This is a genomic window from Amycolatopsis sp. NPDC051045 (assembly GCF_040682955.1).
GTDB lineage: Bacteria > Actinomycetota > Actinomycetes > Mycobacteriales > Pseudonocardiaceae > Amycolatopsis.
The window spans coordinates 79954-105554 of the sequence record NZ_JBFBCC010000011.1; the positions used below are offsets into that span (position 1 = coordinate 79954).

Consider the following 25601-nt stretch of genomic DNA (forward strand, 5'->3'; position numbering starts at 1 on the left):
GGGTGGCTATCCACAGTGGACCCCGCGCACTAGCTTGGAGGCCGAGCGAGGAGGGTGGGAGATGACGGCCACCGCGGAGGTCACCCCCGGCGCCGCGGCGCCACCCGCCCTGAGCCGTGGCCGGGTCAACGCCGTGTTCGGCGCCGTGCTGCTCGGGATGCTGCTGGCGGCGCTGGACCAGACGATCGTCGGGACCGCGCTGCCCACCATCGTCGGCGACCTCGGCGGCGCCGGGCACCTGTCCTGGGTGGTCACGTCCTACCTGCTGGCCGAGACGATCATGACCGTGGTCGTCGGCAAGCTCGGCGACCTGTTCGGCCGCAAGCCGATGTTCCAGCTGTCGGTGATCGTGTTCGGCATCGGCTCGTTCTGCGCCGGGTTCGCCGACAGCATGGTCTGGCTGATCGTCTGGCGCGCGGTGCAGGGCCTCGGCGGCGGCGGGCTGATGGTCACCTCGACCGCGCTCATCGCCGACGTCGTCCCGCTGCGCGAACGCGGCAAGTACCAGGGCGTGCTCGGCTCGGTGTTCGGCGTGGTGACGGTGGCCGGCCCGATGCTCGGCGGGTTCTTCGTCGACCACCTGTCGTGGCGCTGGGCGTTCTACGTCAACATCCCGCTGGTGCTCGTGGTGCTGGTGGTGGCGTCCTCGGCGATGCCGAACGTCCGCGCCGCGGTCAAGCCGGTCATCGACTACCTCGGCATCCTGCTCATCGGCCTCGCGGCGACCGGCCTGACGCTGGTCACCAGCTGGGGCGGCACGCAGTACGCGTGGGGCTCGCCGACGATCGTCGGGATGGCGATCGGCTCGGTGGTGCTGCTGGCGGCGTTCGTCGTCGCCGAGCTGCGGGCGCAGGAGCCGATGCTGCCGATGCGGCTGTTCCGGAACCCGGTGTTCACGGTCGGCGGGATCATGAGCTTCGTCGTCGGCTTCGCGATGCTCGGCGCCCTGTCCTACCTGCCGACGTACATGCAGTACGTGCAGGGCACCTCGGCGACCACGTCCGGGGTGCGGCTGCTGCCGATGGTGCTGGCGCTGCTCGTCGCGTCGATCGCGGCGGGCAACGCGGTGAGCCGCACCGGGCGGTACAAGATCTTCCCGCTGGCCGGCGCGGCGGGCATGACGATCGGGCTCTACCTGCTTTCGCGGCTCGACGCCGATACGGGGTTCTGGGAGGCGTCGGGGTACATGGCCGTGCTGGGCCTCGGGATCGGGCTCGGCATGCAGGTGCTGACCATCGCCGTGCAGAACACCGTCGACTACGCCGACCTCGGCGTCGCGACCTCGGGCGTGACGTTCCTGCGCTCGATCGGCAGCTCGTTCGGCGCGGCGATCTTCGGCACGGTGTACGCGAACCAGCTGACGCCGAACCTGGCCTCGATTCCGGTGCCGCCGGGGGTCGACCCGCGTGCCTTGCAGGTACCCACGGCCTTGCACGCGCTGCCGGACGCGGTGTCGGCGCCGGTCATCAAGGCGTACAGCGACTCCCTGCACGTCGTGTTCCTCGCCGCGGCCCCGGTCGGGCTGGTCGCGTTCGCACTGGCGTTCTTCCTCAAGGAGGTCCCGCTGCGCGACACGGCCCGCGCGGCGGCCCCGGACCTCGGCGACGGCTTCGGTATGCCGGAGGCCCGCACCGACGACCGCGAGCTCGAACGGGCGGTGGCCACGCTGTTCTTCCGCGAGCGCCGCGAGATGGCCCCGGCGATCGTCCAGCGGGCCGGGTCGGACCTCGACGAGGGCGGGATCTGGTGCCTGCTCCAGGTCCACCTGCGCCGCCGCCGCGGCTCGCCGGCGACGTTGGGGGCAATCGGCGACCACTTCGGCGTGCCGGCGCCGGTGCTGGAACCGGCGTTCAACCGCCTGGAGCTGACCGGACACCTCCGCTACACGCGGGACGGCTGGGAGCTGACGGCCGCGGGCCACGCGGAGTTCGCCAAGGTGGTCCGCGCGTGGCACGACTGGCTGGCTTCGCGGCTCGGCGACTGGGCCACGACGGACCGCGCCGAGCTCGACGCGGCGATCGGCAGGGTCGCGGCGCGGTTGCTGGACCAGAGCACGGAGTCCCGTGCGTACGGGCGCCACGCACTGGCGTGATCGCCGGCTCCGCTCGGCTCAGGCTGGCGCCCGGCTCGTGCGCCCCAAGGTGGCCTTGAGCCGCTTGGCGCCGGAGCCGGCCGTCAGCGGTGCCAGAAGTCGTGCGGAGTGCGGCCCCGGCGGAAGCCGCACGACTCGACCAGGGCCGCCGCCTCCGCGAACCCGTGGCCGACCAGGCCCGGCTCGTGCGCGTCGCTGCCGAAGGCGACCGTCTCGCCGCCCACCAGGAACCACCACCGCACCACCTCGCCCGGCAGGGGCACCTTCGTGTTGACCTCCAGCGCCCGGCCACTCGAAGCCAGCGCGCGCAGCACCGTCCGGAACTCCTCTTCGAAGTCCTCCGCCACGAACGGCGGACCTTCGGCCGGCCACGAGCGCAGCGCGTAGTCGATGTGGGCGAGCACCGCGAAATCCGCCGTCGACTCGACCAGGCCCAGCACCTCGGTCAGGTAGGCGCGCAGAATCTCGCCGGGCGGCCGATCGGACACCACGCTCAGCTCGTGGTGGTGGCCGTCGTCGCCCGGCAGGGAATGGACCGAGCCCAGCACGCGATCGAACGAGTGGGCCGCCAGCAGCGCATCGGCGCGCGGGCGGTGCCAGTGCGGCTCGCTCAGCTCCACGCCCGAAAGGATCCGCAGCGCGGGAAACCGCGACCGGCACTCCTCGACGCACGCCAGGTAGCCGGAAACGTCCAGGTCCGGTGGCTCCAGGACGCCGTCCGGGCGCAGCCGCACCCGGAAGTGGTCCGGCAGCAGCGGCCGGATCGGCTCCGGCATCAGCCACGGCGTCAGGTCCGCGTGCTCGGTGAACGCCACCGACGGCAGCCCCAGCGCCAGCGCCCGCTCACACGAGCCGATCATCGACCCGGTGACCGTGTCCCAGGACCATTCGGTGTGGACGTGACCGTCCGGCGGCAGGCTCACCGAACCACCGTAGCGGCCGTTTTGAGCTAGCGTCTCAGCCATGGCACAGAAGTCGGCGGCCGTGGAGCTGGAGGTCGGCCCGCACACCGTGCGGATCTCCAACCCGGACCGGGTCTATTTCCCGGCCCGCGGCGAGACGAAGCTCGACCTGGTCAACTACTACCTTTCGGTGGGCGACGGCATCGTCAACGCCCTGCGCGAACGGCCCTGTATGCTGCACCGCTTCCCGTCCGGTGTGGCCGGGGAGAAGGTGCACCAGAAGCGCGTGCCGAACGGCGCCCCACCGTGGCTGGAGACGGTCCGGGTCCACTTCCCCCGCTACGGGCGCCACGCCGACGAGCTGTGCGTCACCGAGCTGGCGCACGTCGCGTGGGCCGTGCAGATGTCCACAGTGGAGTTCCACCCGTGGAACTCGCGTCGCGCCGACACCGAGAAACCCGACGAGTGGCGCATCGACCTCGACCCGATGCCCGACTGCGGCTTCGACCGCGTCCGCCGGGTTGCGCACGTCGCCCACGAAATCCTCGACGAGCTCGGTGCGGTCGGCTGGCCGAAGACCTCCGGTGGCCGCGGCCTGCACGTCTACGTCCGGATCGAACCCCGCTGGGGCTTCTCCGACGTCCGCCGGGCGGCGCTGGCCTTCGCCCACGAGGTCGAACGGCGGGCCCCCGACGACGTCACCACGACCTGGTGGCGCAAGGACCGCGACCCGCGCCTGCTCTTCGTCGACTACAACCAGAACGCCCGCGACCACACGATCGCCAGCGCCTACTCGGTCCGCGGCAACCCCGAAGGCACGGTGTCGACGCCGATCCGCTGGGAAGAGATCGACGACGTCGAGCCGGGCGATTGCACCATCGCCACCGTCCCGGCCCGCTTCGCCGAGCTCGGCGACCTCCACGCCGGCATCGACGACGCCGTGTTCTCCCTCGACCCGCTGCTGGAGTGGGCCGACCGCGACGGCGTGGAGGAGCCACCCGAACCCGGCTGACGTATTTCCGCGCCACCCCGGACGCTGAAGATCGTGCTGTCCGGCTTCGACGAGGCCTTCCCGGTCGCCGCCGCGGATGCCGGGGGAGCCGTGGCGGCGGTGCGGGCGTACTTGGCGCGTCAGTCCAGGCGTTCGATGATCGTCGCGTTGGCGAGGCCGCCCGCCTCGCACATCGTCTGCAGGCCGTAGCGGCCGCCGGTCTGCTCGAGCACCGACAGCAGCGTCGTCGCCAGCCGGGCGCCGCTGCCGCCCAGCGGGTGGCCGAGCGCGATCGCGCCGCCGTTGACGTTGACCTTCGCCGGGTCGGCGCCGATCTCGGCCTGCCAGGCGAGCACGACGCTGGCGAACGCCTCGTTGACCTCGAAGGCGTCGATGTCCGCCACCTCGAGGCCCGCGCGCGCCAGCACCTTGCGGGTGGCCGGGATGATGCCGGTCAGCATGAGCAGCGGGTCGTCCCCGGCGACGGCGAAGCTGTGGATCCGGGCCCGCGGCTTCAGGCCCAGCGCCGCGGCCGTTTCGCTGCTGGTGATGAGCAGCGCGGCGGCGCCGTCGTTGATCGGCGAGGAGTTGCCCGCGGTGATGTGCCAGCCGAGGTCCGGGAACCGCTGCTCCCAGACCTCGGCGCGGAACGCGGGCTTCAGCCCGGCGAGGATCTCCGGCGTGGTCCCGGGCCGGACAGTCTCGTCGGTCGTGACCTCGCGCGGCGTCCCGTCGGGCCCGGGTGCCTTGAGCGGCGCGACTTCGCCGGCGAATTTCCCGTCCGCCCACGCCTTCGCGGCGCGCTGGTGGCTTTCCGCGGAGAACTCGTCGAGCCGGGCCCGGGTGAAGCCCCACTTCGCGGCGATCAGCTCCGCGCTGATGCCCTGCGGCACCAGCCCGTCCGGGTAGCGCGCGGCGACCTGCGGGCCGAACGGGTCGCGCCCGGCCACCTGGCTGCCCATCGGCACCCGGCTCATCGACTCGACACCGGAGGCGAGGACGACGTCGTACGCGCCGGCGATGACGCCTTGGGCGGCGAAGTGCACGGCCTGCTGGCTGCTGCCGCACTGCCGGTCCACGGTCACCGCCGGCACCGACTCCGGCAGCCCGGCGGCCAGCGCCGCCCAGCGCGCGGTGTTCATGCTCTGCTCGCCGATCTGGCCGACGGCGCCGCTGATGACGTCGTCGATCCGGGCCGGGTCGACGCCGGTGCGCTCGACGAGCGAGCGCAGGGCGTGGGCGTGCAGGTCGACCGGGTGCACCCCGGCGAGCGTGCCGTTCGGCTTGCCCTTGCCGATCGGGGTCCGTACCGCGTCGACGATCACCGCGTCCGTCATGACGTCTGCCTCCTCGCAGATCGGGGTGGCCCTTCGGTATACGCCCGGTGAGTTGGATTCCACAACTCGCGTGTTCGGCAGATCACACCGAATTGACGTGCTAGGTTGGATTTTCAACCCGTGGAGGTGGCATGGTCCGGCGTGGTCGCGAGTGCTCGGTCGCCGAGGCGCTGGAGGTCGTCGGCGAGCGGTGGAGCCTGCTGGCCCTGCGCGAGATCATGCTGGGGGAGCGGCGCTTCAACCAGATCGCCGAGAACACCGGCGCCAGCCGCGACATCCTGGCCGCGCGGCTGCGCAAGCTCGTCGACGCGGGCGTCCTCGAGAAGGTCCAGTACGAAGCCCACCCGCCGCGGCACGAGTACCACCCGACCGAAGCCGGCCGCGCGCTGCAGCCGGTCCTGCTCGCCCTGATGGCCTGGGGTGACAAGTACGTCCACCAGGGCGAACCGCCGACCCTCTGGCGCCACGCCTGTGGCGAGGTGCTGGAGCCGGCCACCGTCTGCGCCCACTGCGGCGAGCCGGTCGATGCCCGGGGCACCCACCCGATCCGCCTTGGTGCCGTGCACTGACGTTCCTCCTGCCCGGAAGGCCTCCTCGCACTGCGCGAGGAGGCCTTCCGGCGGTTTGGGCGTTGACTTGAGGCCAGCGCACTGCAACTCTTGAACGAATCACTGCAAGAACGAGACAACACCGCGATAGATCGCGGCAGATCCCGCTCAGCTCCTCGACGAAGAGGTGCCCATGACGGCTGTTCCCTGCTGCCCGCGTGCGCCACCGGCCGCGTCCGCCGCGTTTCCCGTTCCCCGGTTCTCGCCCGTCCCGAGTCGTCTCCCCTCCTCCCCGGATCAGAGGAACCCCATGAGAACGAAGCGACTTCTGTCGCGCGCGGCGACCTACGCCGCCCTGTCCCTGCTCTTGGCGGCCCCCGCCGTGGCGGCGAGCGGTGCCCCGGCCGCGGCCGTCCAGCCCGCCGCGCAAGCCGCCTCCGCGACCTACACGGCCAGCAGCCAGCTCGCCGGCTACCCCGCGGCGAACGTCGGCGACGGGAACCCGGCCACCTACTGGGAAAGCACGAACAACCAGTTCCCGCAGTGGGTCCAGGCCGACCTCGGCGGCCCCACCGACGTCGCCCGGCTCGTGCTCAAGCTGCCCGCGAACTGGGAAGCCCGCTCCGAAACCTTCAGCGTGCAGGGCAGCACGAACGGGACCGCCTTCAGCGATCTCAAGCCTTCGGCCGGCTACCGGTTCGACCCGGCCACCGGCAACACCGTGACCGTGGACGTCACCGGCAGCACCCGGTACGTCCGGCTGAACGTCACGGCCAACACCGGCTGGCCCGCCGCCCAGCTGGCGGAGTTCGAGGTCCACGGCCCCGCCGGTGGCGACACTCAGCCGCCGTCCGCGCCCGGCGACCTGACCTACACCCAGCCCGCGAGCGGTCAGATCCGGCTGACCTGGTCGGCCTCGACCGACAACACCGGGGTCGCCGGCTACGACGTCTACGCGAACGGCCAAGTGCGTGGCAGCGTCGGGGGCACGACCCTGACCTACACCGACACGCAGCCCGACACCGCGACCGTCTCCTACTTCGTCCGGGCGAAGGACGCCGCGGGCAACCAGTCGGCGAACAGCGGCACCGTGACGCGGGCGGGCACCCAGGCCGGCGCGAACCTGGCGCTGGGCAAGCCGATCACGGCGTCCTCGACGGAGTGGACGTACGCCGCGGCCAACGCCAACGACGACTCGCCAGCCACGTACTGGGAGGGTGGCGGCGGGACCTACCCGAACCTGCTGACCGTCGCGCTCGGCTCGAACGCCGAGCTGAACCAGGTCGTCGTCAAGCTCAACCCCGATCCGGCGTGGGGTCCGCGCACCCAGACGATCGCCGTCGAAGGCCGTGAGCAGAGCACGTCCGCGTTCACCACCCTCGCCGCCGCCCGGACCTACGGCTTCAGCCCCGCGAGCGGCAACACCGTGACCATCCCGCTCACCGGCCGCGCCGCCGACGTCCGCCTGCGCGTCACCGCCAACTCCGGTGCGGGCGGCGGGCAGGCCGCGGAGTTCCAGGTCTTCGGCGTCCCCGCGCCCAACCCGGACCTGACGATCTCCGGGGTGTCGTGGTCGCCGCAGAACCCCGTGGAGACCGACGCGATCACCGCGTCGGCGACCGTCCGCAACGCGGGGACGGCGGCTTCCGGCGCGACGAACGTCAACCTCTACCTCGGCGCCACCAAGGTCGGCACGGCCGCGGTCGGCGCGCTGGCCGCCGGAGCGTCGGCGACCGTGCCGGCGGACATCGGCACCCGCGACGCGGGCAGCTACCAGCTGACCGCGAAGGTCGACGAGGCGAACGCCGTCCTCGAGCAGAACGAGACCAACAACTCCTACACCGGCTCGACGGCGCTCGTCGTCAGCCCGGTCCCGAGCTCCGACCTCGTCGCGGCCACGGCGTGGTCGCCGGGCAACCCGTCGGCGGGCAACTCCGTCACCTTCACCGCGACCCTGCGCAACCAGGGCACGGTCGCGTCCGCGGGTGGCGCCCACGGCATCACGGTGACGATCACCGACCAGAACGGCACCGTCGTCAAGACGCTGACCGGCAGCTACTCCGGGACCATCGCCGCCGGAGCCACCGCGGCGCCGGTGACCGTCGGCACCTGGACGGCAGCGAACGGCCGGTACACCGTCAAGACGGTCGTCGCGGCCGACGCCAACGAGCTCGCGGTCAAGCAGAGCAACAACACCAGCACGCAGGCGCTGTTCACCGGCCGGGGCGCGAACATGCCCTACGACTCCTACGAGGCCGAGGACGGGGCCCTCGCGGGCGGCGCGGCCGTCGCCGGCCCGAACCGCACCATCGGCGACCTCGCCGGCGAGGCGTCGGGCCGCAAGGCCGTGACGCTGAACTCGACCGGCGCCTCGGTGGAGTTCACCACCCGGGCGTCGACCAACACCCTGGTCACGCGGTTCTCCATCCCCGACGCGCCCGGCGGCGGCGGGCTCACCTCGACGCTGAACGTCTACGTCGACGGCACGTTCCTCAAGGCCATCGACCTGACCTCGCACTACGCGTGGCTCTACGGTGCCGAAACCGGCCCGGGCAACTCGCCGGGCACCGGGCCGCGCCACATCTACGACGAGGCCAGCACGCTGCTCGGCACGACCGTGCCCGCCGGGCACCGGATCAAGCTGCAGAAGGACGCGGCCAACAGCGCGGACTACGCGATCGACTTCGTGAACTTCGAGCAGGTCGCCGCGACCGCCAACCCGGACCCGGCGCACTACGCGGTCCCGGCCGGGTTCACCCAGCAGGACGTGCAGAACGCCCTCGACCGGGTCCGGCAGGACCCGAACCTCACCGGCGTCTACCTGCCCGCCGGGCAGTACCCGATGACGAGCAAGATCACCGTGTACGGCAAGCCGATCACCGTGCTGGGTGCCGGGCCGTGGTTCACGAAGTTCACCGCCCCGGCCGGCCAGGAGAACACCGACATCGGCTTCGACGCCCCGGCGAGCGCGAACGGCACGAAGTTCAGCGGGTTCGCCGTGTTCGGGAACTACACCTCCCGCATCGACGGTCCCGGCAAGGTCTTCAACTTCGCGAACGTGTCCGGCATGACCATCGAGAACATCTGGGTGGAGCACCAGATGTGCCTGCTCTGGGCGACCAACGTGGACGACTCCACGGTGAAGGACGTCCGCATCCGCGACACGTTCGCCGACGGTGTCAACTTCACCAACGGCAGCACGGGCAACCACGTCACCAACAGCGAAGCCCGGTCCACCGGCGACGACAGCTTCGCGCTCTTCGCCGCCACGGACCTCAACCCGGGCAACCAGTACGGCAACGTGTTCGAGAACCTGACCGCGATCCTCCCGTGGCGCGCGGCCGGGCTGGCGGTCTACGGCGGGTACGGCAACACCTTCCGGAACCTGTACATCGCCGACACGCTGGCCTACTCCGGGATCACGATCAGCTCGCTCGACTTCGGCTACCCGTTCCTCGGGTTCGGCCCGCAGCCGACGACGGTCCAGAACGCCTCGATCGTCCGCGCCGGCGGCCACTTCTGGGGTCAGCAGACGTTCCCGGCGATCTGGCTGTTCTCCGCGTCCAAGGAGTTCCGCGGCATCCGGGTGTCCGACGTGGACATCCAGAGCCCGACCTACAGCGGCATCATGTTCCAGACCAAGTACACCGGCACCACGCCGGAGCACCCGGTCGAGGACACGGTGCTGACGAACGTGTCGATCACCGGCGCCCACCGCAGCGGGGACGCCTTCGACGCGAAGTCGGGGATCGGCATCTGGGTCAACGAGCTGCCGGAACCGAGCCAGGGCCCGGCCGTCGGCTCGGCGACGTTCACCGGGCTCACCCTGAGCGACAACGCCGAGGACATCCGCAACCGCACCACCACGTTCACCGTCAACCGCAACTGAGGCCGAGCGCGCCCGCCGGGAAACCGTTTCCCGGCGGGCGCCGCCGTGCCAGGATGACGCCGGAGGTGGTCGACGTGCGGATCCTGGTCACCGGCGGGACGGGGCAGCTGGGCAAGGCCGTGGTGGCCCGGCTGCGGGCGGCGGGCGAGGAGGTCCGCGTGCTGAGCCGCCGGGCCTCGCCGGACGTCGTCCCCGGCGACCTGCGGACCGGGCGCGGCGTCGACAGCGCCGTGGCCGGGGTGGACGTGGTCGTCCACTGCGCCACCGACTACCTCGGGCGGGAGGCGCAGCTCGCGCGCACCCTGATCGAGGCGGCGCGCTGGGCCGGCGGTCCGCACCTGGTCTACGTCTCGATCGTCGGCGTCGACCGGGTCCCGCTCGGCTACTACCGGGCCAAGCACGAGACCGAGCAGCTCGTCGCCGCTTCGGGACTGCCGTACACGATCCAGCGCGCCACCCAGTTCCACGGCCTCGTCCGCACCCTGCTCGCGGGCGCGTCCCGGCTGCCGGTCGTGCCCGTGCCGCGGATCTCGTTCCAGCCGGTGGACGTCCGGGACGTGGCGGGACGGCTCACGGACCTCGCACTGGCCGACCCGGCCGGCCGCGCCCCGGACTTCGGCGGGCCGGAGATCCTGCCGGCGGCGGAGCTGGCCGAAGCCGTCGGCGAGGTGAGCGGCCGGCCCCGGCGGATCGTGCCGGTGAAGGTGCCGGGGGAGACGTTCCGGGCCTACGCCGCCGGCGGCCACCTGACCCCCGAGCACCGGGAAGGCGAGATCACGTTCCGGCAGTACCTGCGAGGGTGAAGCCCGGGCGCGTGACTTTCACCGCGCCGGTCGTGGGCGCTGCCGGAGAGGGTCACTGCCCGGGCCGATTGCTGCCCCGTGCAGCGGTTGATCCCGCGGTCCGGCCCGGACCGGACGGCCTGGCTCCCGGTGGTCGAGCAGGTCCACGCCGCCGCCCGCCGACCGTCGTCACGGGTGCCGCACCTCGACCCGGCGGGGCGGGAACAATGCAGCCCACAGCACCTTCCACGGCCGCGAAGGCCGCCGATGCCGCGCCGCCCGCACCACCGGCGCCGGGGGACGCCCGGCCCGGTACTCCATCTCCACCTGCACCCAGTCGTGGATCCAGTCGCCTCGCATGGCCGCTCCTTCACGCCGTTTCATCGTGAAGCCCACGGTCGTCCTGAGGTCTCCCCGGCCGCATCGGGTGAACACGCACTCCGGGGCCGGCCGACCCCTTACCCCGCGATCGTGAAGCCGGACTCGGCCCGCGCCTCGGCCCCCAAGACTTGGGTATCAGTACGGTCGGGACGGGTTTGCCGGAGTTTCGGGCAAAACCGTTGACCGGCCCCCGGCCGGCTTGCACGCTGAGCCGGATCAGCCGACCCCGCGACCGGCGAGCGAGGTACTGATGGGCAGGGTGCGGCAGGCCGACATCGCGCGGGTGGCGGGGGTGTCCCAGGCGACGGTGTCGGTGGTGCTGGGCGGCAACCGCACCGGGGTCCGGCTGTCGGAGCGGACGCGGGTGCGGGTCCTGGAAGCCGCGGAGCGGCTCGGTTACCCCGCCGACCCGGTGCCGGTCCGCACCGGCCTCTTCGGCGTCTACACCTGCGCGCCGGTGTTCGGCGCCGAGGCGCACAACCCGATCCTGGCCGGGGTCGAGGCCGAGGCGGCGGCGCTCGGCAAGGACCTGATCGTGTTCACCGCGCCCCGCCCCACGCGGCTGCGCCGCAGCCACCTCGCCGAAGGCGGCCTCTTCCTGGGCCGGCACGTCCCGGGCGAACTGCTCGCCGCGGGCTTCCCGGTCGTCTCGATCGGCCGCGCCGAACCGGCCGGCCGCGTCCCCCACGTGGACGTCGACTACGCGGCCGCTTCGGCCGAGGTGCTCACCCGGCTGGCGCGGGCCGGGCACCGGCGCGTCCGCTACCTGCGTGACCCGGACGACAGCCCGGCTGCACAGGACCGGGACCGCGGGGTGCGGACCGCGGCCGCCGAGACCGGTCTGGAGGTCCGTACGGACGGTCCCGGCCCGGGGGCGATCCACCGCTGGCTCGACGAGGGCGTGACCGCGCTGCTGGTCGAGGAAACCGAAACCGGTGCGGTGTTCGACGCGACGCAGCAGGCCCTGCGTGCGGCCGGGGTCTCGGTACCGGGCGACCTTTCGCTGGCCGTCCTGGGCCGCCCGCCGGCCGGCACGGCGGGCCCGGAGATCAGCGGCTTCGAGGTCCCGCGGCGGGCACTCGGGCGGGCGGCGGTGCGCCTGCTCGCGTCCCTGGTGGACACCGGGGCGGGCGAGCCGACGCCCCGGCTGCTCACCTGCCCGCCGGTGGCGGGGGAGACGATCGCCCCGGTCACCTGAACCGCGTCCCCCGGCCGTCGCGAGTCTCGCAGTCGTGAGCACTCCACCACGCAGGCCGCCGGCGTCATCGCGAGGCCGGCACCGTGCGGCTGAAGAAGCCGGTGACCGCTGTCTCGTAACGGGCAGGGGCGGAGTTCCACGACTCGACGTGTTCCGCGCCGGGGAACTCCTCGTACTCCACCGGCCAGTTCATCCTCTTGGCCGCCTCGACGAAATCACGGTCCATCTGCACCGGCGCCTGGGAGTCCCGCGCACCGGCGATGAGCAGTGTCGGCGGCTTCGTGGCCGGCGGGTGGTTGATCAGGTCCAGCCGGTCCAGGTCGACGCCGGTGCGCCACTGGATGACCTTGCCGGTCAGCCAGATCGCCGGGGCGGGCGCTCCGTACTGTTGCCCGTTGAACTCCGACACCATCGGCATGCTGATCAGCGGCGAGTCCAGCATCGTCGCGGTGACGACATGCGCCAGCGACGAGCGGACGAGGAACTGGCCGGCGATCAGGCCGCCCATCGAACTGCCGTACAGCACCACGTGCTTCGCGCCGTTGCTCTGCGCGTAGCGGACCGCCGACTCCACATCCCGGTACTCGGACTCGCCGTAGTGCAGGAAACCATCCGGGGCGGCCGGCGCGCCCTCGTCGTTCCGGTAGGTGATCGCGAGCACCGGCAGGCCGAGCCGGTGGAAGACCGGGATCGCCGACAAGGAATTGCGGCGCCCGTTCTGGCCGTGGACCGCGATCACCCAGGTCGAGTCGCGCGGTCCGGATGCCGGGATGTACCAGGCGGGGGCCGGGCCGAGTTCGGTGGCCACCGAGACCTCCGAGTAGTCCAGCCCGAGCGACGTCTTCGGGTCGCTGATCATCACGCTGGTCACGTCCACCGTCGTGCCGACCGACGGCGCCGGGCCGGCGAGGATCGGGCGCTCCACGGAGTCCGGCGACTCGGCGACGATCTCGCCGACGGTCGCTTCGACGCCGTCCCACACCATCCGGTACGTCCCGTGCCGGCGGGCGTGCTCGCCGGGAGAGCCGATGACCACGGTCTTCCCCGCACCGGATCCCTTGATTTCGCGCACGACGTCGGAGTGGTCGGGGTGCGTGTAGTACTGGTGGTCCGGCTTGAACTGCGCTTCGCTCACCCACCAGCCCAACCCGAAGACCCCGCCGACCACGAGCACCAGCAGCCCGGAAACCGTCACGATGACGATCCGCCGCCGGTTCCGCTTGCGTTTCGTCTTCTTCCGGTTCTCGGCGCGGTCCGCGTCGGCGATCTCGATCGTTCCTGATTCCATTCCCCAGTTCCCCCTTGCGCACCTGCGGCGATACCGGTATCGCCGGCCGGGATTCAACCCGGTCGAACGCTAGGGATGTCCCGGAGCAGGAACAATGGAGTGAGCCACCGGCACCCTGGTGGGGCTCACCCCACCCTTGCCGGGCAGCGCGATCATGCCGGCTTCAGGTCGTTCCCGGCTTGTCGGCGAGTTCGTGGTGTGCCGCCGCGTAGTGAGCGGTGCCGATCGCGCCGGCGATGGCGAGGACGAATCCCGCGGCGGCCGCGGCGGTGAAGCCGTCGCGGACCCGGTCGTCGAGGAAGAGCACGCCGATGAAGGAGGACACGGCGGTGTTGGTGGTGAACATGGTGGCGGTGACCGCGGTCGCGCGGCTTCGTTGCAGGGCCATCGCGAACGCCGTCGCGGCGACGAGGCCGTTGACGATCATCGCCCAGATCGCGGGATTCCCGGCCAGGTGCCAGATCGGCCCCGAAGCGCCGAGGGTGCGCGCCGAGACACCGACGACGCTGAAGCCCAGCCCGGCGCAGAACCCGAGCACGGGAGCCGACCAGCGGCGGTCCCGGCGTTCGGTGTAGAACGCGATCGCCGCGATCGGGATCGCCGCGCCCAGCAGGAGCAGCTTTCCCCCGGACGGCAGGGGCTGTGCGGGGCTCGGGTTCGCGGACAGCCCCAGCAGCACGAGCCCGGTCGCGCCGACGCCCAGCGCCGCCCAGCCGGCGGCGGCCAGCCGGATGCCGAGGACGGCGGAGATCGTCGCGGTCACGCCGACGCTGAACGCGAGGACCGACTGGACGAGGAACAGTGGCAGGCGGTGCAGCGCGGCGGCGGCGGAGACGAACCCCAGCAGGTCCACTCCCAGACCGAGGAAGTAGAGCGGCTGGCGCCGCAGCGCGACGAGGTCCTGGGGCGTGCCGCCGTAGGCGCCCGCTCGCCGAACGCCGGCGGACTCCAGGATCGAGCCACTGCCCGAGGCGACGGCGGCCAGGACGGCGAGGAGGTATCCGAAGATCACCGGCCGAGTTTGCCAGCCCGGCCCCGATGGCAGGAAACGCCCGGGGTGGTGGTGTGATCAGGCGCGTCCACGCCTCCGGCCGAACCGGAGGCGTGGACGACGCCGTGGTTCCTCGGCCGGCGGTGCGGTGACGGCGATGACGTCCTGGTCGTCGACCCAGGAGACCGAGGCGGGAAGGCTGTCGTCGGCGATGACGGGGACGCGGACGCCCCGGGCACCGAACTCGGTCCGGCCGGCGAGGGTGCCGGTCCGGGGCGATGGTTGATCTTTTGCGGTGTAGGTGACCAGCCAGCTCCCGGCACTGAACGCGATCTGCCGCCGCGGCGGGTGGGGAGTGCGTGGGCTCGCCGGGGCACTGCGGTCCGGGTCCCCGGCCGTCATCGGCTTCTCCTCGGACGCTGGTGCGCTCTACGCAGAGCATGGAACAGCGGACGCGCCGAGGTCTGGGGCGATGCGGACAGCCTAAGCGCGTTACGCCGTTCGCCAGAGAAGGATCCCCCGGATGAGTGACCCAGGGCCGGGATCGGGCCGGCTTGCCGCGCGGCTGACAGCCGGCTTTAGGGGTTCTTCCAGACTTCCGTCCCTCTTGCGGGAAGGGGACGCCGCGGCGGGGTAGAACCGGTTCATGGTGAGCACGGAACCCGGTGTCGTCGACTTCCCGCGGCGGGCGCCCGGCCAGGTCACTCCGCCCGACGGCTACGCGGACCTGCGGGCGCGGCCCGGGCTCTGCCGGACCGTGCTGCCCGGCGGTACCCCCGTCTGGCTCGTCGCGCGGCACGAGGACGTGCGGGCCGCGCTGACCGACCCGCGGCTGAGCTCCGATCCGTCGAAGCCGGGGTTCCCCGCCACCGGGGGCGCCCCGGAGGCCCTGCCCGGGTGGTTCGTGGCCATGGACGCGCCCGAGCACACGCGGTACCGGAAGCTGCTCATCCCCGAGTTCACCGTGCGGAAGGTGCGGGAGCTGCGGCCCGGCATCCAGCAGGTCGTCGACGAGCGGATCGACGCCATGCTGGCCGCCGGGAACTCCGCGGACCTCGTCTCCGCCCTCTGCCTCGTGCTGCCCTCGCTCGTCATCTGCCAGCTGCTCGGGGTGCCCTACGAAGACCACGAGCACTTCGAGTCCCGCACCCGCGTCCTGGTCAGCCTCGCATCGACCGCCCGGCAGCGGGAAGCGGCGCTGGGCGAGATCAACACCTACCTCACCGAACTGATCGCCGCGAAACGGGAGCGGTCCGGTGAGGACCTGATCAGCCGCCTGATCGCCGGTGGTGCGCTGGACGACGCCGAGCTGCTGGGCGTGGCCATGCTGCTGCTCGTCGCCGGGCACGAAACCACCGCCAACATGCTGTCCCTCGGCGTCGTCATGCTGCTGGAGAACCCGCAGTGGATCGGGCACGAGGGCGTCGTCGAGGAACTGCTGCGGTTCTTCTCCATCTCCGACGTCGTCAGCCTGCGCGTCGCCACCGAGGACCTCGAAATCTCCGGCCAGGTCATCCGCCGCGGCGAAGGCGTCGCGCCGCTCGGGCTGGCGGCGGGCCACGACGGCACCGTCTTCGAGGACGCCGGCGAGTTCTGCCCGGCCCGCTCGGCGCGCCACCACGTCGCCTTCGGCTACGGGATCCACCAGTGCCTCGGGCAGCACCTGGCGCGGCTGGAGATGGAGGTCGCTTTGGGGACGCTGTTCGAGCGGGTGCCGCGGCTGCGCCTGGCGGTGCCGGCGGACGAGCTGGAGTTCAAGCACGACGGAGTCCTCTTCGGACTCTACGAGCTGCCGGTGCGCTGGTAGCTCAGGCGGTCCGGACGTTCACGCCTTCGCGCTCGATCTCGGCGGCCACCGTCGAGTCGATGCCGCCGTCGGTGATGAAGGTGTCCACATCGGACAATTCGGCGAAGCGGGCGAAGTGGTCATTGCCCACCTTCGTGTGGTCCGCCAGCAGCACCACGCGGCGGGCGCCGGCGATCGACGCGCGCTTCACCATCGCTTCCGCCGGGTCCGGGGTGGTCAGGCCGCGCTCGACGGACAAGCCGTTGGTGGCCATGAAGGCCACTTCGACGAACGTCTCGCTGAGCGAGTGCAGCGCCCACGAGTCGACGGAGGCGAGCGTGCGTGCCCGCAGGCGGCCGCCGACCAGCATCACCGTGAGGTTGGGCCGCTTGGACAGCGTCAGGGCGATGTTGACGGAGTTGGTGACCACCGTGAGGTTGCAGTCGAGGGGCAGCGCCTCGGCCAGGTGCGCGGTGGTCGTGCCCGCGTCGAGCAGGATCGCGCCTTCGGCCGGGAGCTCGGCGAGCGCGGCCTTGCCGATCCGCTTCTTCTCCGCCGTCATCACGCTTTCGCGGGTGTTCAACGCCGGTTCGAAACCCAGGCGCTCGATGGGGATCGCCCCGCCGTGCACCCGGCGGAGCGAGCCGTGGCGTTCGAGGGTGGTGAGGTCGCGGCGGATCGTCTCCGTCGTCACCGCGAACTCGCCGGCGAGCTCGGCCACGTCGACCCGGCCGAAGGACCGGGCCCGTTCGAGGATCAGCTGCTGACGCTCTTCCGCGTACACCGCGACCCCCGCCCGTGTCGTTCTGTCATGTCGTTCTGTGTGGCTGACGATGTTACTTTATGTTGAATCACGCCCGGAAGGCAATGCCGCCGCGGGCGCGGCGAGGGCGTGCAGCTCACGCTCGAGCTCCGCGTTCACCGCGCTCTGGTGCCGGGCGAGGAAGAAGTGCCCACCGGGGAAGACCGCCAGCCGGAGGCCGCCTTCGGTGTGCTCGCCCCAGTTCCCGGCCTCCTCCGCGGTCACCTTCGGGTCGCGGTCGCCGATCAGCACGGTGACCGGGCAGCGGACGCGGCGCCCGGCCGGGCAGGCGTAGGTCTCGATCGCCCGGTAGTCGGCGCGGATCGCGGGCAGGGCCATCCGCAGGATCTCGTCGTCGCCGATGACCGCGGAGTCCGGCCGGTTCAGGTCCCGGACCTCGTCGAGCACCCCGTCGTCGTCGCGTTCGTGGATCCGCTCGTCGCGGAAGGTCGACGGCCCGCGCCGGCCGGACGCGACGATCGAGCCGGGGGCCCGCAGGCCGCGCTGTTCGAGCCGCCAGGCGGTCTCGAAGGCCAGGACCGCGCCCATGCTGTGCCCGAAGAACACGGCCGGCTTGTCCGACAGGCCCGCCAGCTCGTCGGCGATCAGGTCCGCCAGCGCGGCGATCGAGTCGACCTGCGGCTCCCGGCGGCGGTCCTGGCGCCCCGGGTACTGCAGCGAAACGACGTCGACGTCCGGCGCGAACCGCGCCGAAACCGGGTGGAAGTAGCTGGCCGAACCGCCCGCGTGGGGAAAACAGACCAGCCGGGTGCCCGCGCCGGGGGCCGGGTGGTAACGGCGGATCCACGACGTCGTGGCGTTGTCCGCGATGTTCACGAGAGCGTTTCCCTTCGACGCGGTATCAGGTTCGTCAGTGAACCCCGCCCCGGCCAACGGATTCCCTAGTGTTGCCGGTCACACGGCGGGGACGCGGTGCCCCCGCCGTCGATGTCCGGGGTTTTCCGGGTGGCGGACGACCTAACGTCGGCGCGGCACGCGATCCGGTGTGCCCGGCCCGAGAGGAGTCCTGATGACCGCTGACGCGCTCACCGCCGCCCGGCGCAAGGCGACCGAGCTGCGCCGCGCCATCCAGTCGCTGCACCGGATCCACGGTGACACCCCGCCGATGCGGCGCCTGATGAGCGACCTCGGCTGGATCGAGAACGGGCTGGGCGAGCTGCCCTCGGCACCGCCGGCCGGCGGTGCCGACCGGATTCCCGTGCCCGATACGCCGTACGCGCGCGAAATGTGGCACGGCGCCGACGACGAGGGGCTCGGCGGCCGCCGTCTTCCGTGAGGGTGGGGGGGGAGCATGGCGGAGGTGACGGGCGTGGCCGGACGCGTGGCCGGCCGGCAACGGGAGCTGGCGGTCCTCGCTTCGGCGTTCGCCAACGCGCGGGCCGGTTCGGCGACCCTGGTGCGGGTGCGCGGCGCGACCGGGACCGGCAAGACGGCGTTGCTGGCGGAGTTCGCGCACGCGGTCGGCGACCGCGCGGTCGTGCTGTCGGAAACCTGCCGCCGCCCGGGCGGCGGGAGTGCCGGACGGGCGGCCGAAGGCCTGCTCCCGGACGCCGGGGGCCGTTACGGCATGCCGGTGCCGGTGCTCTCGCGGCGGCTGGGCCGCCGTTTGACCGACCTGACCGTGGCCGGCCCCGTCGTCGTCCTGCTCGACGATTTCCACCACTGCGACGAGGCCTCCGTGCGGGTGCTGGCGCACCAGGCGCACCGAGGCGCGGAGCAGCCCCTGCTCGTCGTGGTCGCGCAGCGCCCCGCCGGCCAGCCGCTGTGGCCGCCGATGACGCTGCCGCCCGGCGACGTCGCGACCATCGATCTGGCGGCCTTCACCGAAACCGAGGTCGCCGAGGTGACCGCCGCGTGGTGGGCCGAACCACCCGGACCCGGCTTCGTCCGTGAGCTGGCCGGGCTGACCGGCGGCAACCCCACCCTGCTCGGCGAAGTCTGCGCGGCCCTGCACCTGGAGGGGCTCGCCCCGGACGACCTGGCGCTGAACCGCGCCCGCGTGCTCGCCCCGGGCGCCCGCGCCCGGCTGGTCGAGCGCGTCCTCGCCGGCCGCCCGGAGCACGTGCGGCGCGTGGCCGAGGCGGTGGCGGTGTTCGGCGGGTCCGATGTGGAGCTCGCCGCCCTGCTCGGCGGCGTGCCCGAACCGCTCGCCGCCGACGCGCTCGGCGTCCTGGCCGCCGAGCAGCTGCTGGGCGGTGACGGCCGGGAACTCGCTTCGCCCGCGGTCCGCGACGCGATCCTGGCCGGGGTGCCGGACCGGCGGCTCGGCCCGCTGCGGCTGACCGCGGCCCGGCTGCTCAACGACCGCGGGTGCCCGCCCGAGGACGTCGGCGCGCACCTGCTCGGCCGCCGGCTGCTGCCCGAGCGGTGGATGCGCGAAGTGCTCGCCGAAGCCGCGCGCACCGCGGAACGGGCGGGCCGGCCGCACGACGCCGCCCGCTACCTCGGGGTGCTCGTCGCAGACCGGCCCCAGGACATGCCGGTGCGGATCGAATTCGCCCGCCTCGTCGGCGTGCGCGACCCGCTGGCGGCGTACGCGACGCTCGCCGGGATGTCCGCCTTGGCCGAAGACCCCCGCAGCCGGGCGCGGATCTCCTTGCAGCTGGCCATCGCCGCGCTGTCGGCGCGCGAGCCGCACGAGGCGACGCGGCTGCTGACCGGCGCGCTCGAGCAGCTCGACGCCGACCCCGCCGGGGACGCCGACCGCGGCCTGCGGACCGAGCTGGAAGCCGCCCTGCTGGCCGTCGCCTTCGAGCAGCCCGGCTCCCTGGAGCTCGCCGGGGGACGCCTGCCCGCGATGTCCGGGCTGACCGGCCAGACCCCGGCCGAGGTCGCGGTGCTGGCCCTGGCGTCCGTGGCCCACCTGATCCGCGGCGCCGACCGGGACCTCGCCGTCTCCTGCGCGCGGCGCGCGGTCGAACGCCCGGAACCCGCGGTGCGGTGGGCGTGCTCGCTGGCCGCCTACGTCCTGTTCGCCGCCGACGAGGTCGACGAAGCCCTGCACGCGCTGGGCGGCCTGGCCCCCGGGCCCGTGCGCGGCGACACCGGCTGGACGGAAGTCATGGCCCTGACCGCCCATTCGTGGCTCGCGTGCGGTGCGGGCGACCTGGCCCGGGCGCTCTCGGACGCGTCGGCGGCCGTGCGCGCCGCCGAGCGCGACGACCGCGCCGAGCTCGCGACCGCACCCCTGGTAGCGCAGGCGCTGGTCCTGCTGCAGCAGGGCGACACCGAGGGTGCGGCCGCGGCGATGGCCCGCGCCGACCGCCACGGCCCCGACGGGTCCGTGCTCCGCTTCCCCTTCCACTTCCTGGCCCGGGGACGGCTCGCCGAGGCCCGCGGGGACCTGGCGGGAGCGCTGGCCCACCTGCGCCGGTGCGGCGCCGGGCTGCGCGCGGAAGGCGGCGCGAACCCGCTGTTCGTCCCGTGGTGGCTCGACGGCGCCCGGGTGCTCGTCCGGCTCGGCCGGCGGGCGGAGGCCGCCGAACTCGTGGCGCACGGGGAAGAACTGGCCCGCGCCTGGGGATCGGTGTCGGCGCGGGGGCTGGCGCTGCTGGGCCGTGGCCTGGTGGCCGAAGGCGGCGCCGCGGTCGACGGGCTCACCGCGGCGGCCGAAGTGCTCGGCCGGACGCCGGCGTCGTGGTACCTCGCCGAAGCGGAAACCGCGCTGGGGCACGCACTCCTGCGTGCCGGCGACCACCAGGGCGCGCGCCGGGCCTTCCGGGCCGCCGTGGACCGCTCGGTGCGGTCGGGGTTCTGGGGCCGGGCCGAGGAGGCGCAGGCCGGCGTGACGGCGGCCGGTGGGCGCAACTACCCGGTCACCGGCAGCGTGACCGACGTGCTGACGCTGGGGGAGCGGCGGGTCGGGGAGCTGGCCGCGGCCGGCGCCACCAACCGGACCATCGCCGACGCCCTCCAGCTCGCCGTGCGGACCGTCGAGATCCACCTGACGAGCGTCTACCGCAAGCTGGGCGTCAGCGGCCGCACCCAGCTGCAGGAGCAGTTCCCCAGCGGCCTGTTCACCCCGGAACCCGCGCTGTGACCGGGAACCGGCCGCGGTGACGCGCGGAGAATGCGGGGGAGCGTGATGCGTCCGGTGCCCGGACTCGCGGTGATCGTCGACGACACCGGAGTGCTCGAAATGGTGCTGCCCACCGGCGAGCACCGCGTGCTCGCCAGCGGGCTCGGCACGGCGATGTGGATCGCGCTGGCCCAGCACGACTGGGATCCGGTCGCCGCGGCGCTGGCCCTGGCGCCCACGTGCGACGTCGAACCGGGCGAGCTGACCGGTTCGCTGCGCGCGTGGATGGGCGACCTGGTGGCGCTGGGGGTGCTGAGCGCCGATCCGGTCACGGGCGAGCCCGACGGAAAACCCTAGATATGCGCGCCGTTCGTTGACCGGTGCCGTCGCGGTGACCGACGCTTCCTTGGCACACGGAAAAAAATCCCGGAGACCAAGGGAGGCGCGGTGGGCGGACAGGCGCAGGATCGGCCGGCCGTGATCGGCGGCGGGGTGATGGGCTCGGCCATCGCGGCGATGGCACTCGGGCACGGGGTTCCGGTCACCCTGGTCGAAATCGACGGCGAAGCGGTGGAACTCGCGAAGGGGCGCGTGGCGCAGCAACTGCGGCACGGCCGCCTGATGGGCGCGTTCCCCGACGTCGCCGAAGGCGAACTGACCGCGACGACCGACCTGAGCGCGGCGAAGGACGCGACGGCGGTCATCGAAGCGATCATCGAAGACGACAAGGTCAAGGCCACCGTGCTCGGCGAGCTCGCGGCCCTGGTGGCCCCGGGAACGCCGTTGATCACCAACACCTCCGGCATCCCGGTCGACGAGCTGGCCGAAGCGGTCGAGCGGCCCGCGGACCTGCTGGCGACGCACTTCATGAACCCGGCGTACCTGATCCGCACCGTCGAGGTCGTCCGCGGCCCGCGCACCGGGCAGTCCACTCTGGACGCCGTGCTGGGCCTGCTGGAACGGCTGAGCCGCAAGCCGATCGTCGTGGGCGACTCGCCCGGGTTCGTCACCAGCCGCCTGCTGCACCCCATGATCAACGACGCCGCGCGGCTGGTCGAAGAAGGCACCGCGTCGGTCGAAGCGGTCGACGAGCTCATGCAGGGCTGCCTCGGTCACCCGACCGGCCCGCTGCGCACCGCCGACCTGATCGGCCTGGACAACCTCGCGGACGCGCTGCGGGCGCTCGCCGAACGCACCGGCGACCCCCGGCACGCACCGTGCGCCCTGCTGCAGTCCAAAGTGGCCGACGGCCACCTCGGCCGGAAGACCGGACGGGGTTTTTACGAGTACGGGAAGGTGTTCTGAGTGAACGACGTCTCCACCACCGCAACCCCGGCGCGCACGCCGGCGGCCGTGACGCGGGAGATCCGGGAGTTCCTGACCGGGCGCATCAAGCAGGACGTCCCGGTCGACCAGGACCTTTTCCGCACCGGACTGGTCTCTTCGATGTTCGCCATGGAGCTGGTCGTGTTCCTCGAGCAGACCTACGGCATCGCCATCGTCGGACCGGACCTCAAGCTCGACAACTTCCGCACCGTCGAAGGCATGACGGCGCTCGTGGGGCGCCTGCTCGATGAGTGACCCCACGCTCGAAGCGGCCGCCGCCGAGCTGACCGCGCGGGTGGGTGACCGGGCGGCGGCGTGGGACGTCGACGGCCTGCTGCCCGAGGACCTGCTGCGCGCGCTGGGTGCCCGGGGCCTGCTGTGCGCCGAGGTGCCCGCCGAATTCGGCGGTCTCGGCGCCGGCAGCGTCCACAGTGGGCAGTTCACCGCGCACGCCGGCTCGCTGTGCAGTTCGCTGCGCAGCGTGATGACCTCGCAAGGCATGGCGGCCTGGACCATCCAGCGCTTCGGCGACCGCGCCCAGCGCGCCCGCTACCTCGGCCGGCTCACCTCCGGCGACCTGGCCGCGGTGGCGTTCAGCGAACCCGCGGCGGGCAGCGACCTGTCCTCGGTGGCCACCACCGTCCGCGTCGACGGCGACGGCGTCGTGGTCAACGGCGAAAAGGTCTGGATCACCGCCGCCGCCTACGCGGACCTGATCGTGGTCGTCGGCGAGCTCGACGGCCTCGGCACGGCGGTCGTCGTCCCGGCGAACGCCGCGGGCGTCACGATCGAGCGCGTCCCGCACCCCAGCGGGTGCCGGGCCGCCGGCCATTCGACCGTCCGGCTCCACGACGTGCGGCTGCCGCGCTCGGCGGTGCTCGGCGGCGGCGGGGTCGAACTGTCGATGCTCGTCACGACCGCACTGGCCTACGGCCGGATCTCGGTCGCGTGGGGCTGCGTCGGCATCCTGCGGGCCTGCCTGGCCGCGGCCGGCGCGCACGCGGCGAACCGGTACCAGGGCGGGGTGCCGCTGGCCGACCGCCAGCTCGTCGCCCGCCACCTGGCCGACCTGTACGCCGACGAGCAGGCCGCGACCCGGGTCTGCGAGCACGCCAGCCGGGCCTGGGACGACCGGTCACCGGAGATGGTGGTCGCCACCGTGCTGGCCAAGTACGTCAGCTCGACCGCGGCGGCCCGCGGTTCGGGCGCGGCGGTGCAGGTGCTGGCCTCGGCCGCGGCCCAGGACGGCCACGTGGTCGCCCGCGCGCACCGCGACGCGAAGCTGATGGAGCTCATCGAAGGCAGCAACGAGATCTGCCAGCTCATCCTGGCGGGGCACACCCGTGTCCTCGTGAATTCCGGCGACTGAGGAGGAGTCCGGTGGCAAGCACGACCATGGTCAAGTGCCTGGTGTGGGACCTCGACGACACCCTGTGGAACGGCACGCTGCTGGAGGACGGCGCGGTCGAGGTCGCCGAACCGGTCCGCGAGCTGGTGAAGACCCTCGACGCGCGCGGCATCCTGCAGTCCGTCGCGAGCAAGAACGACCACGAGCACGCCTGGGCGCGGCTGGAGGAACTGGGCCTGGCGGAGTACTTCGTGCTCCCGCAGATCGGCTGGCACCCCAAGTCCCAGTCGGTCAAGGCGATCGCGGACGAGCTCAACTTCGCCCTCGGCACCATCGCGTTCGTCGACGACCGCGACAGCGAGCTGGCCGAGGTGACCTACCACCACCCGGAAGTGCGCACCTACCGCGCGGAAGACGTGCTGGAGCTGGCCGGCCTGCCGGAGTTCAGCCCGGAGACGGTCACCGTCGATTCGCGGCGGCGGCGTCAGATGTACCAGGCTTCCTTCCGCCGCAAGGAAGCCCAGGCCGGGTACGCCGGCCCGGACGAGGACTTCCTGCGCTCGCTGGACCTGCGCATGACGATCCAGCCGGCCACCGACACGGAGCTGTCCCGCGTCGAGGAGCTCACGCGGCGCACGAGCCAGATGAACGCCACCGGCATCCACTACTCCGACGAAATGCTGCGCAGCTTGCTCGACGACCCGTCGCACCGGGTGCTGGTGGTCAGCATGCAGGACCGCTTCGGGCCGCACGGCGCGGTCGGGGTGCTGTTGCTGGAGACGTTCGAGGAGTTCTGGCACCTCAAGCTGCTGGCCACCTCGTGCCGGGTCGTGTCGTTCGGCGCGGGCTCGATCATCCTGCGCTGGCTGGCCGACCAGGCCGCGAACGCCGACGCGCACCTGGTCGCCGACTTCCGCCCGACCGACCGCAACCGGATGATGGAGATCGCCTACCGCTTCGCCGGGTTCGCCGACGACGCGTGCGCCTGCACCGCCGTGCTGCCCGGCGGCGAGGTGCCGGGCCTGCAGCGCCTGCACCTGGAGCCGGTGCCGCAGGAGGAACCCACGACGGTGACCCTGGTGGCGCCCGACCTCACCGAGCCCGTCGCGGTGCACTGAGCGCTCGCGAAAAGGCCCGCCCCCGGCTTCCGGGGGCGGGCCTTTTCGTTGCCTCGACGCGCAGAAGGGGCCCCTCCTCTCGGAAGGGCCCCTTCGGTGCTTTCAGCCCGCCTTGCGGATGAGGGTGATGCCGTCGGCCATCGGCAGCAGCGACATCTCCACGCGCGGGTCGTCGCGCACGAAGCGGTTGAACTCGCGGATGGCGACCGTGTCCGGGTCCTGGGCGGCGGGATCGGCGACGCGGCCGAAGAACAGGGTGTTGTCGACGACGATGAGCCCGTCGGGGGCGAGCAGGCCGAGCGCGGCCTCGTAGTAGGCGGCGTACCCGACCTTGTCGGCGTCGATGAAGACCAGGTCGACCGTGCCCGGCCCGTATTCGTAGAAGAGGGCGTCGAGCACCTGCACGGCGGGTTCGATCCGCAGGTCGATCCGGTCCTCGACCCCGGCGCGCCGCCAGTAGGGCCGGCCGAACGCCGGCCAGCGGTCGGTGACGTCGCAGGTCACGAGCAACCCGTGGGCGGGCAGCGCGCGGGCCATGCAGAGGGAGCTGTAACCGGTGAAGGTGCCGACCTCCACCACCAGGCGCGCCCGGGTCAGCTTGACCAGCATCGCGAGCAGCCGGCCTTCTTCCGCGGACACCTGCATCGCCGCCCCCATGGGCAGCGAGGCCGTCTCGTCGCGCAGTTCGCGCAGGATGTCGTCCTCGGCTTGCGAATGCTCGCTCACGTAGTCGAGTACGCCGGAGGACGCCAGTAGTTGGGTCGCCATGGCGGAAGCATAGGT

At 72.6% G+C, this 25601-nt stretch carries 23 protein-coding genes; 14 read left to right on the forward strand and 9 right to left on the reverse strand.

What is annotated here, in order from left to right:
* Nucleotides 1-61 precede the first annotated feature (61 nt).
* Nucleotides 62-2092: an MDR family MFS transporter gene (locus AB0M80_RS25560; protein WP_364569622.1), complete on the forward strand. Its 2031-nt coding sequence runs from the start codon at nucleotides 62-64 to the stop codon at nucleotides 2090-2092.
* Nucleotides 2093-2175: 83 nt separating this feature from the next.
* Here the strand turns inward: AB0M80_RS25560 and AB0M80_RS25565 are convergent, their stop codons facing one another.
* Nucleotides 2176-3015: a PHP domain-containing protein gene (locus AB0M80_RS25565; RefSeq protein WP_364569625.1), complete on the reverse strand. Its 840-nt coding sequence runs from the start codon at nucleotides 3013-3015 to the stop codon at nucleotides 2176-2178.
* Nucleotides 3016-3055: 40 nt separating this feature from the next.
* Between AB0M80_RS25565 and ligD the strand changes: the two genes are divergently transcribed.
* Nucleotides 3056-4006, forward strand: a complete 951-nt coding sequence (ligD, locus tag AB0M80_RS25570; protein WP_364569628.1) for a non-homologous end-joining DNA ligase — start codon at nucleotides 3056-3058, stop codon at nucleotides 4004-4006.
* Nucleotides 4007-4125: 119 nt separating this feature from the next.
* Here ligD and AB0M80_RS25575 read toward each other — a convergent pair whose 3' ends face one another.
* The gene (locus AB0M80_RS25575; RefSeq protein ID WP_364569631.1) at nucleotides 4126-5322 is read right to left on the reverse strand and encodes a thiolase family protein; all 1197 of its coding nucleotides are present in this window, start codon (nucleotides 5320-5322) and stop codon (nucleotides 4126-4128) included.
* Between the two features lie 131 nt (nucleotides 5323-5453).
* Between AB0M80_RS25575 and AB0M80_RS25580 the strand changes: the two genes are divergently transcribed.
* The 3 genes from AB0M80_RS25580 to AB0M80_RS25590 all read left to right on the forward strand — a co-directional run bounded on the left by AB0M80_RS25580 (nucleotide 5454) and on the right by AB0M80_RS25590 (nucleotide 10562).
* Complete coding sequence (locus AB0M80_RS25580; protein WP_364569634.1) at nucleotides 5454-5891, forward strand: helix-turn-helix domain-containing protein; 438 nt, start codon at nucleotides 5454-5456, stop codon at nucleotides 5889-5891.
* Between the two features lie 289 nt (nucleotides 5892-6180).
* The gene (locus AB0M80_RS25585; protein WP_364569637.1) at nucleotides 6181-9759 is read left to right on the forward strand and encodes a discoidin domain-containing protein; all 3579 of its coding nucleotides are present in this window, start codon (nucleotides 6181-6183) and stop codon (nucleotides 9757-9759) included.
* A 53-nt stretch (nucleotides 9760-9812) separates the two neighbouring features.
* Nucleotides 9813-10562, forward strand: coding sequence for an NAD(P)H-binding protein (locus AB0M80_RS25590; RefSeq protein ID WP_364569639.1), 750 nt, complete (start codon nucleotides 9813-9815; stop codon nucleotides 10560-10562).
* Nucleotides 10563-10730: 168 nt separating this feature from the next.
* Here the strand turns inward: AB0M80_RS25590 and AB0M80_RS25595 are convergent, their stop codons facing one another.
* Nucleotides 10731-10901, reverse strand: coding sequence for a hypothetical protein (locus tag AB0M80_RS25595; RefSeq protein WP_364569642.1), 171 nt, complete (start codon nucleotides 10899-10901; stop codon nucleotides 10731-10733).
* Between the two features lie 271 nt (nucleotides 10902-11172).
* Between AB0M80_RS25595 and AB0M80_RS25600 the strand changes: the two genes are divergently transcribed.
* Complete coding sequence (locus tag AB0M80_RS25600) at nucleotides 11173-12120, forward strand: LacI family DNA-binding transcriptional regulator (RefSeq protein ID WP_364569645.1); 948 nt, start codon at nucleotides 11173-11175, stop codon at nucleotides 12118-12120.
* 64 nt (nucleotides 12121-12184) lie between these two features.
* On the opposite strand, the gene AB0M80_RS25605 is transcribed toward AB0M80_RS25600, so the two are convergent.
* The 3 genes from AB0M80_RS25605 to AB0M80_RS25615 all read right to left on the reverse strand — a co-directional run bounded on the left by AB0M80_RS25605 (nucleotide 12185) and on the right by AB0M80_RS25615 (nucleotide 14801).
* Nucleotides 12185-13408: an alpha/beta fold hydrolase gene (locus AB0M80_RS25605; protein ID WP_364569648.1), complete on the reverse strand. Its 1224-nt coding sequence runs from the start codon at nucleotides 13406-13408 to the stop codon at nucleotides 12185-12187.
* 163 nt (nucleotides 13409-13571) lie between these two features.
* Nucleotides 13572-14420, reverse strand: coding sequence for a hypothetical protein (locus tag AB0M80_RS25610; protein WP_364569650.1), 849 nt, complete (start codon nucleotides 14418-14420; stop codon nucleotides 13572-13574).
* 57 nt (nucleotides 14421-14477) lie between these two features.
* Nucleotides 14478-14801: a hypothetical protein gene (locus AB0M80_RS25615; RefSeq protein WP_364569652.1), complete on the reverse strand. Its 324-nt coding sequence runs from the start codon at nucleotides 14799-14801 to the stop codon at nucleotides 14478-14480.
* A 244-nt stretch (nucleotides 14802-15045) separates the two neighbouring features.
* Between AB0M80_RS25615 and AB0M80_RS25620 the strand changes: the two genes are divergently transcribed.
* Nucleotides 15046-16206: a cytochrome P450 gene (locus AB0M80_RS25620; RefSeq protein ID WP_364569654.1), complete on the forward strand. Its 1161-nt coding sequence runs from the start codon at nucleotides 15046-15048 to the stop codon at nucleotides 16204-16206.
* Between the two features lies 1 nt (nucleotide 16207).
* Here the strand turns inward: AB0M80_RS25620 and AB0M80_RS25625 are convergent, their stop codons facing one another.
* Nucleotides 16208-16969: a DeoR/GlpR family DNA-binding transcription regulator gene (locus AB0M80_RS25625; protein ID WP_364569656.1), complete on the reverse strand. Its 762-nt coding sequence runs from the start codon at nucleotides 16967-16969 to the stop codon at nucleotides 16208-16210.
* Between the two features lie 57 nt (nucleotides 16970-17026).
* A complete protein-coding gene (locus AB0M80_RS25630; RefSeq protein ID WP_364569658.1) occupies nucleotides 17027-17824 on the reverse strand; it encodes an alpha/beta fold hydrolase in 798 nt (265 codons plus the stop codon).
* Nucleotides 17825-18017: 193 nt separating this feature from the next.
* Here AB0M80_RS25630 and AB0M80_RS25635 point away from each other — a divergent pair, with 193 nt between their 5' ends.
* From AB0M80_RS25635 to AB0M80_RS25665, 7 genes are all read left to right on the forward strand, one after another.
* Nucleotides 18018-18284, forward strand: coding sequence for a hypothetical protein (locus tag AB0M80_RS25635; RefSeq protein WP_364569661.1), 267 nt, complete (start codon nucleotides 18018-18020; stop codon nucleotides 18282-18284).
* A 15-nt stretch (nucleotides 18285-18299) separates the two neighbouring features.
* Entirely contained in the window at nucleotides 18300-21047 is a 2748-nt protein-coding gene (locus AB0M80_RS25640; protein ID WP_364569664.1) for an AAA family ATPase, read from the forward strand.
* A gap of 45 nt (nucleotides 21048-21092) precedes the next feature.
* Nucleotides 21093-21383, forward strand: coding sequence for a hypothetical protein (locus AB0M80_RS25645; protein ID WP_364569666.1), 291 nt, complete (start codon nucleotides 21093-21095; stop codon nucleotides 21381-21383).
* A 90-nt stretch (nucleotides 21384-21473) separates the two neighbouring features.
* Nucleotides 21474-22331 (forward strand): 3-hydroxyacyl-CoA dehydrogenase family protein, encoded by an 858-nt coding sequence (locus AB0M80_RS25650; RefSeq protein ID WP_364569669.1) that lies wholly within the window; start codon nucleotides 21474-21476, stop codon nucleotides 22329-22331.
* 48 nt (nucleotides 22332-22379) lie between these two features.
* Nucleotides 22380-22607 (forward strand): acyl carrier protein, encoded by a 228-nt coding sequence (locus tag AB0M80_RS25655; RefSeq protein ID WP_364569834.1) that lies wholly within the window; start codon nucleotides 22380-22382, stop codon nucleotides 22605-22607.
* On the forward strand, nucleotides 22600-23721 hold the full coding sequence (locus AB0M80_RS25660) for an acyl-CoA dehydrogenase family protein (RefSeq protein WP_364569672.1): 1122 nt from the start codon (nucleotides 22600-22602) through the stop codon (nucleotides 23719-23721). Before AB0M80_RS25655 ends, AB0M80_RS25660 begins: the two co-directional genes overlap by 8 nt.
* Before the next feature lie 26 nt (nucleotides 23722-23747).
* Entirely contained in the window at nucleotides 23748-24818 is a 1071-nt protein-coding gene (locus AB0M80_RS25665; protein WP_364569837.1) for an HAD-IIIC family phosphatase, read from the forward strand.
* Between the two features lie 102 nt (nucleotides 24819-24920).
* On the opposite strand, the gene AB0M80_RS25670 is transcribed toward AB0M80_RS25665, so the two are convergent.
* Nucleotides 24921-25586, reverse strand: a complete 666-nt coding sequence (locus tag AB0M80_RS25670; RefSeq protein WP_364569675.1) for a class I SAM-dependent methyltransferase — start codon at nucleotides 25584-25586, stop codon at nucleotides 24921-24923.
* Between the last annotated feature and the right edge of the window lie 15 nt (nucleotides 25587-25601).

What these genes read in the sequence shown, in the direction of transcription:
- AB0M80_RS25560 (WP_364569622.1), top strand. Translation starts at nt 62, where the DNA reads ATGACGGCCACCGCGGAGGTCACCCCCGGCGCCGCGGCGCCACCCGCC.
- ligD (WP_364569628.1), top strand. Translation starts at nt 3,056, where the DNA reads ATGGCACAGAAGTCGGCGGCCGTGGAGCTGGAGGTCGGCCCGCACACC.
- AB0M80_RS25575 (WP_364569631.1), bottom strand. Translation starts at nt 5,322, where the DNA reads ATGACGGACGCGGTGATCGTCGACGCGGTACGGACCCCGATCGGCAAG.
- AB0M80_RS25580 (WP_364569634.1), top strand. Translation starts at nt 5,454, where the DNA reads ATGGTCCGGCGTGGTCGCGAGTGCTCGGTCGCCGAGGCGCTGGAGGTC.
- AB0M80_RS25585 (WP_364569637.1), top strand. Translation starts at nt 6,181, where the DNA reads ATGAGAACGAAGCGACTTCTGTCGCGCGCGGCGACCTACGCCGCCCTG.
- AB0M80_RS25590 (WP_364569639.1), top strand. Translation starts at nt 9,813, where the DNA reads ATGACGCCGGAGGTGGTCGACGTGCGGATCCTGGTCACCGGCGGGACG.
- AB0M80_RS25595 (WP_364569642.1), bottom strand. Translation starts at nt 10,901, where the DNA reads ATGCGAGGCGACTGGATCCACGACTGGGTGCAGGTGGAGATGGAGTAC.
- AB0M80_RS25600 (WP_364569645.1), top strand. Translation starts at nt 11,173, where the DNA reads ATGGGCAGGGTGCGGCAGGCCGACATCGCGCGGGTGGCGGGGGTGTCC.
- AB0M80_RS25605 (WP_364569648.1), bottom strand. Translation starts at nt 13,408, where the DNA reads ATGGAATCAGGAACGATCGAGATCGCCGACGCGGACCGCGCCGAGAAC.
- AB0M80_RS25615 (WP_364569652.1), bottom strand. Translation starts at nt 14,801, where the DNA reads ATGACGGCCGGGGACCCGGACCGCAGTGCCCCGGCGAGCCCACGCACT.
- AB0M80_RS25620 (WP_364569654.1), top strand. Translation starts at nt 15,046, where the DNA reads ATGGTGAGCACGGAACCCGGTGTCGTCGACTTCCCGCGGCGGGCGCCC.
- AB0M80_RS25635 (WP_364569661.1), top strand. Translation starts at nt 18,018, where the DNA reads ATGACCGCTGACGCGCTCACCGCCGCCCGGCGCAAGGCGACCGAGCTG.
- AB0M80_RS25640 (WP_364569664.1), top strand. Translation starts at nt 18,300, where the DNA reads ATGGCGGAGGTGACGGGCGTGGCCGGACGCGTGGCCGGCCGGCAACGG.
- AB0M80_RS25645 (WP_364569666.1), top strand. Translation starts at nt 21,093, where the DNA reads ATGCGTCCGGTGCCCGGACTCGCGGTGATCGTCGACGACACCGGAGTG.
- AB0M80_RS25660 (WP_364569672.1), top strand. Translation starts at nt 22,600, where the DNA reads ATGAGTGACCCCACGCTCGAAGCGGCCGCCGCCGAGCTGACCGCGCGG.
- AB0M80_RS25665 (WP_364569837.1), top strand. Translation starts at nt 23,748, where the DNA reads ATGGTCAAGTGCCTGGTGTGGGACCTCGACGACACCCTGTGGAACGGC.
- AB0M80_RS25670 (WP_364569675.1), bottom strand. Translation starts at nt 25,586, where the DNA reads ATGGCGACCCAACTACTGGCGTCCTCCGGCGTACTCGACTACGTGAGC.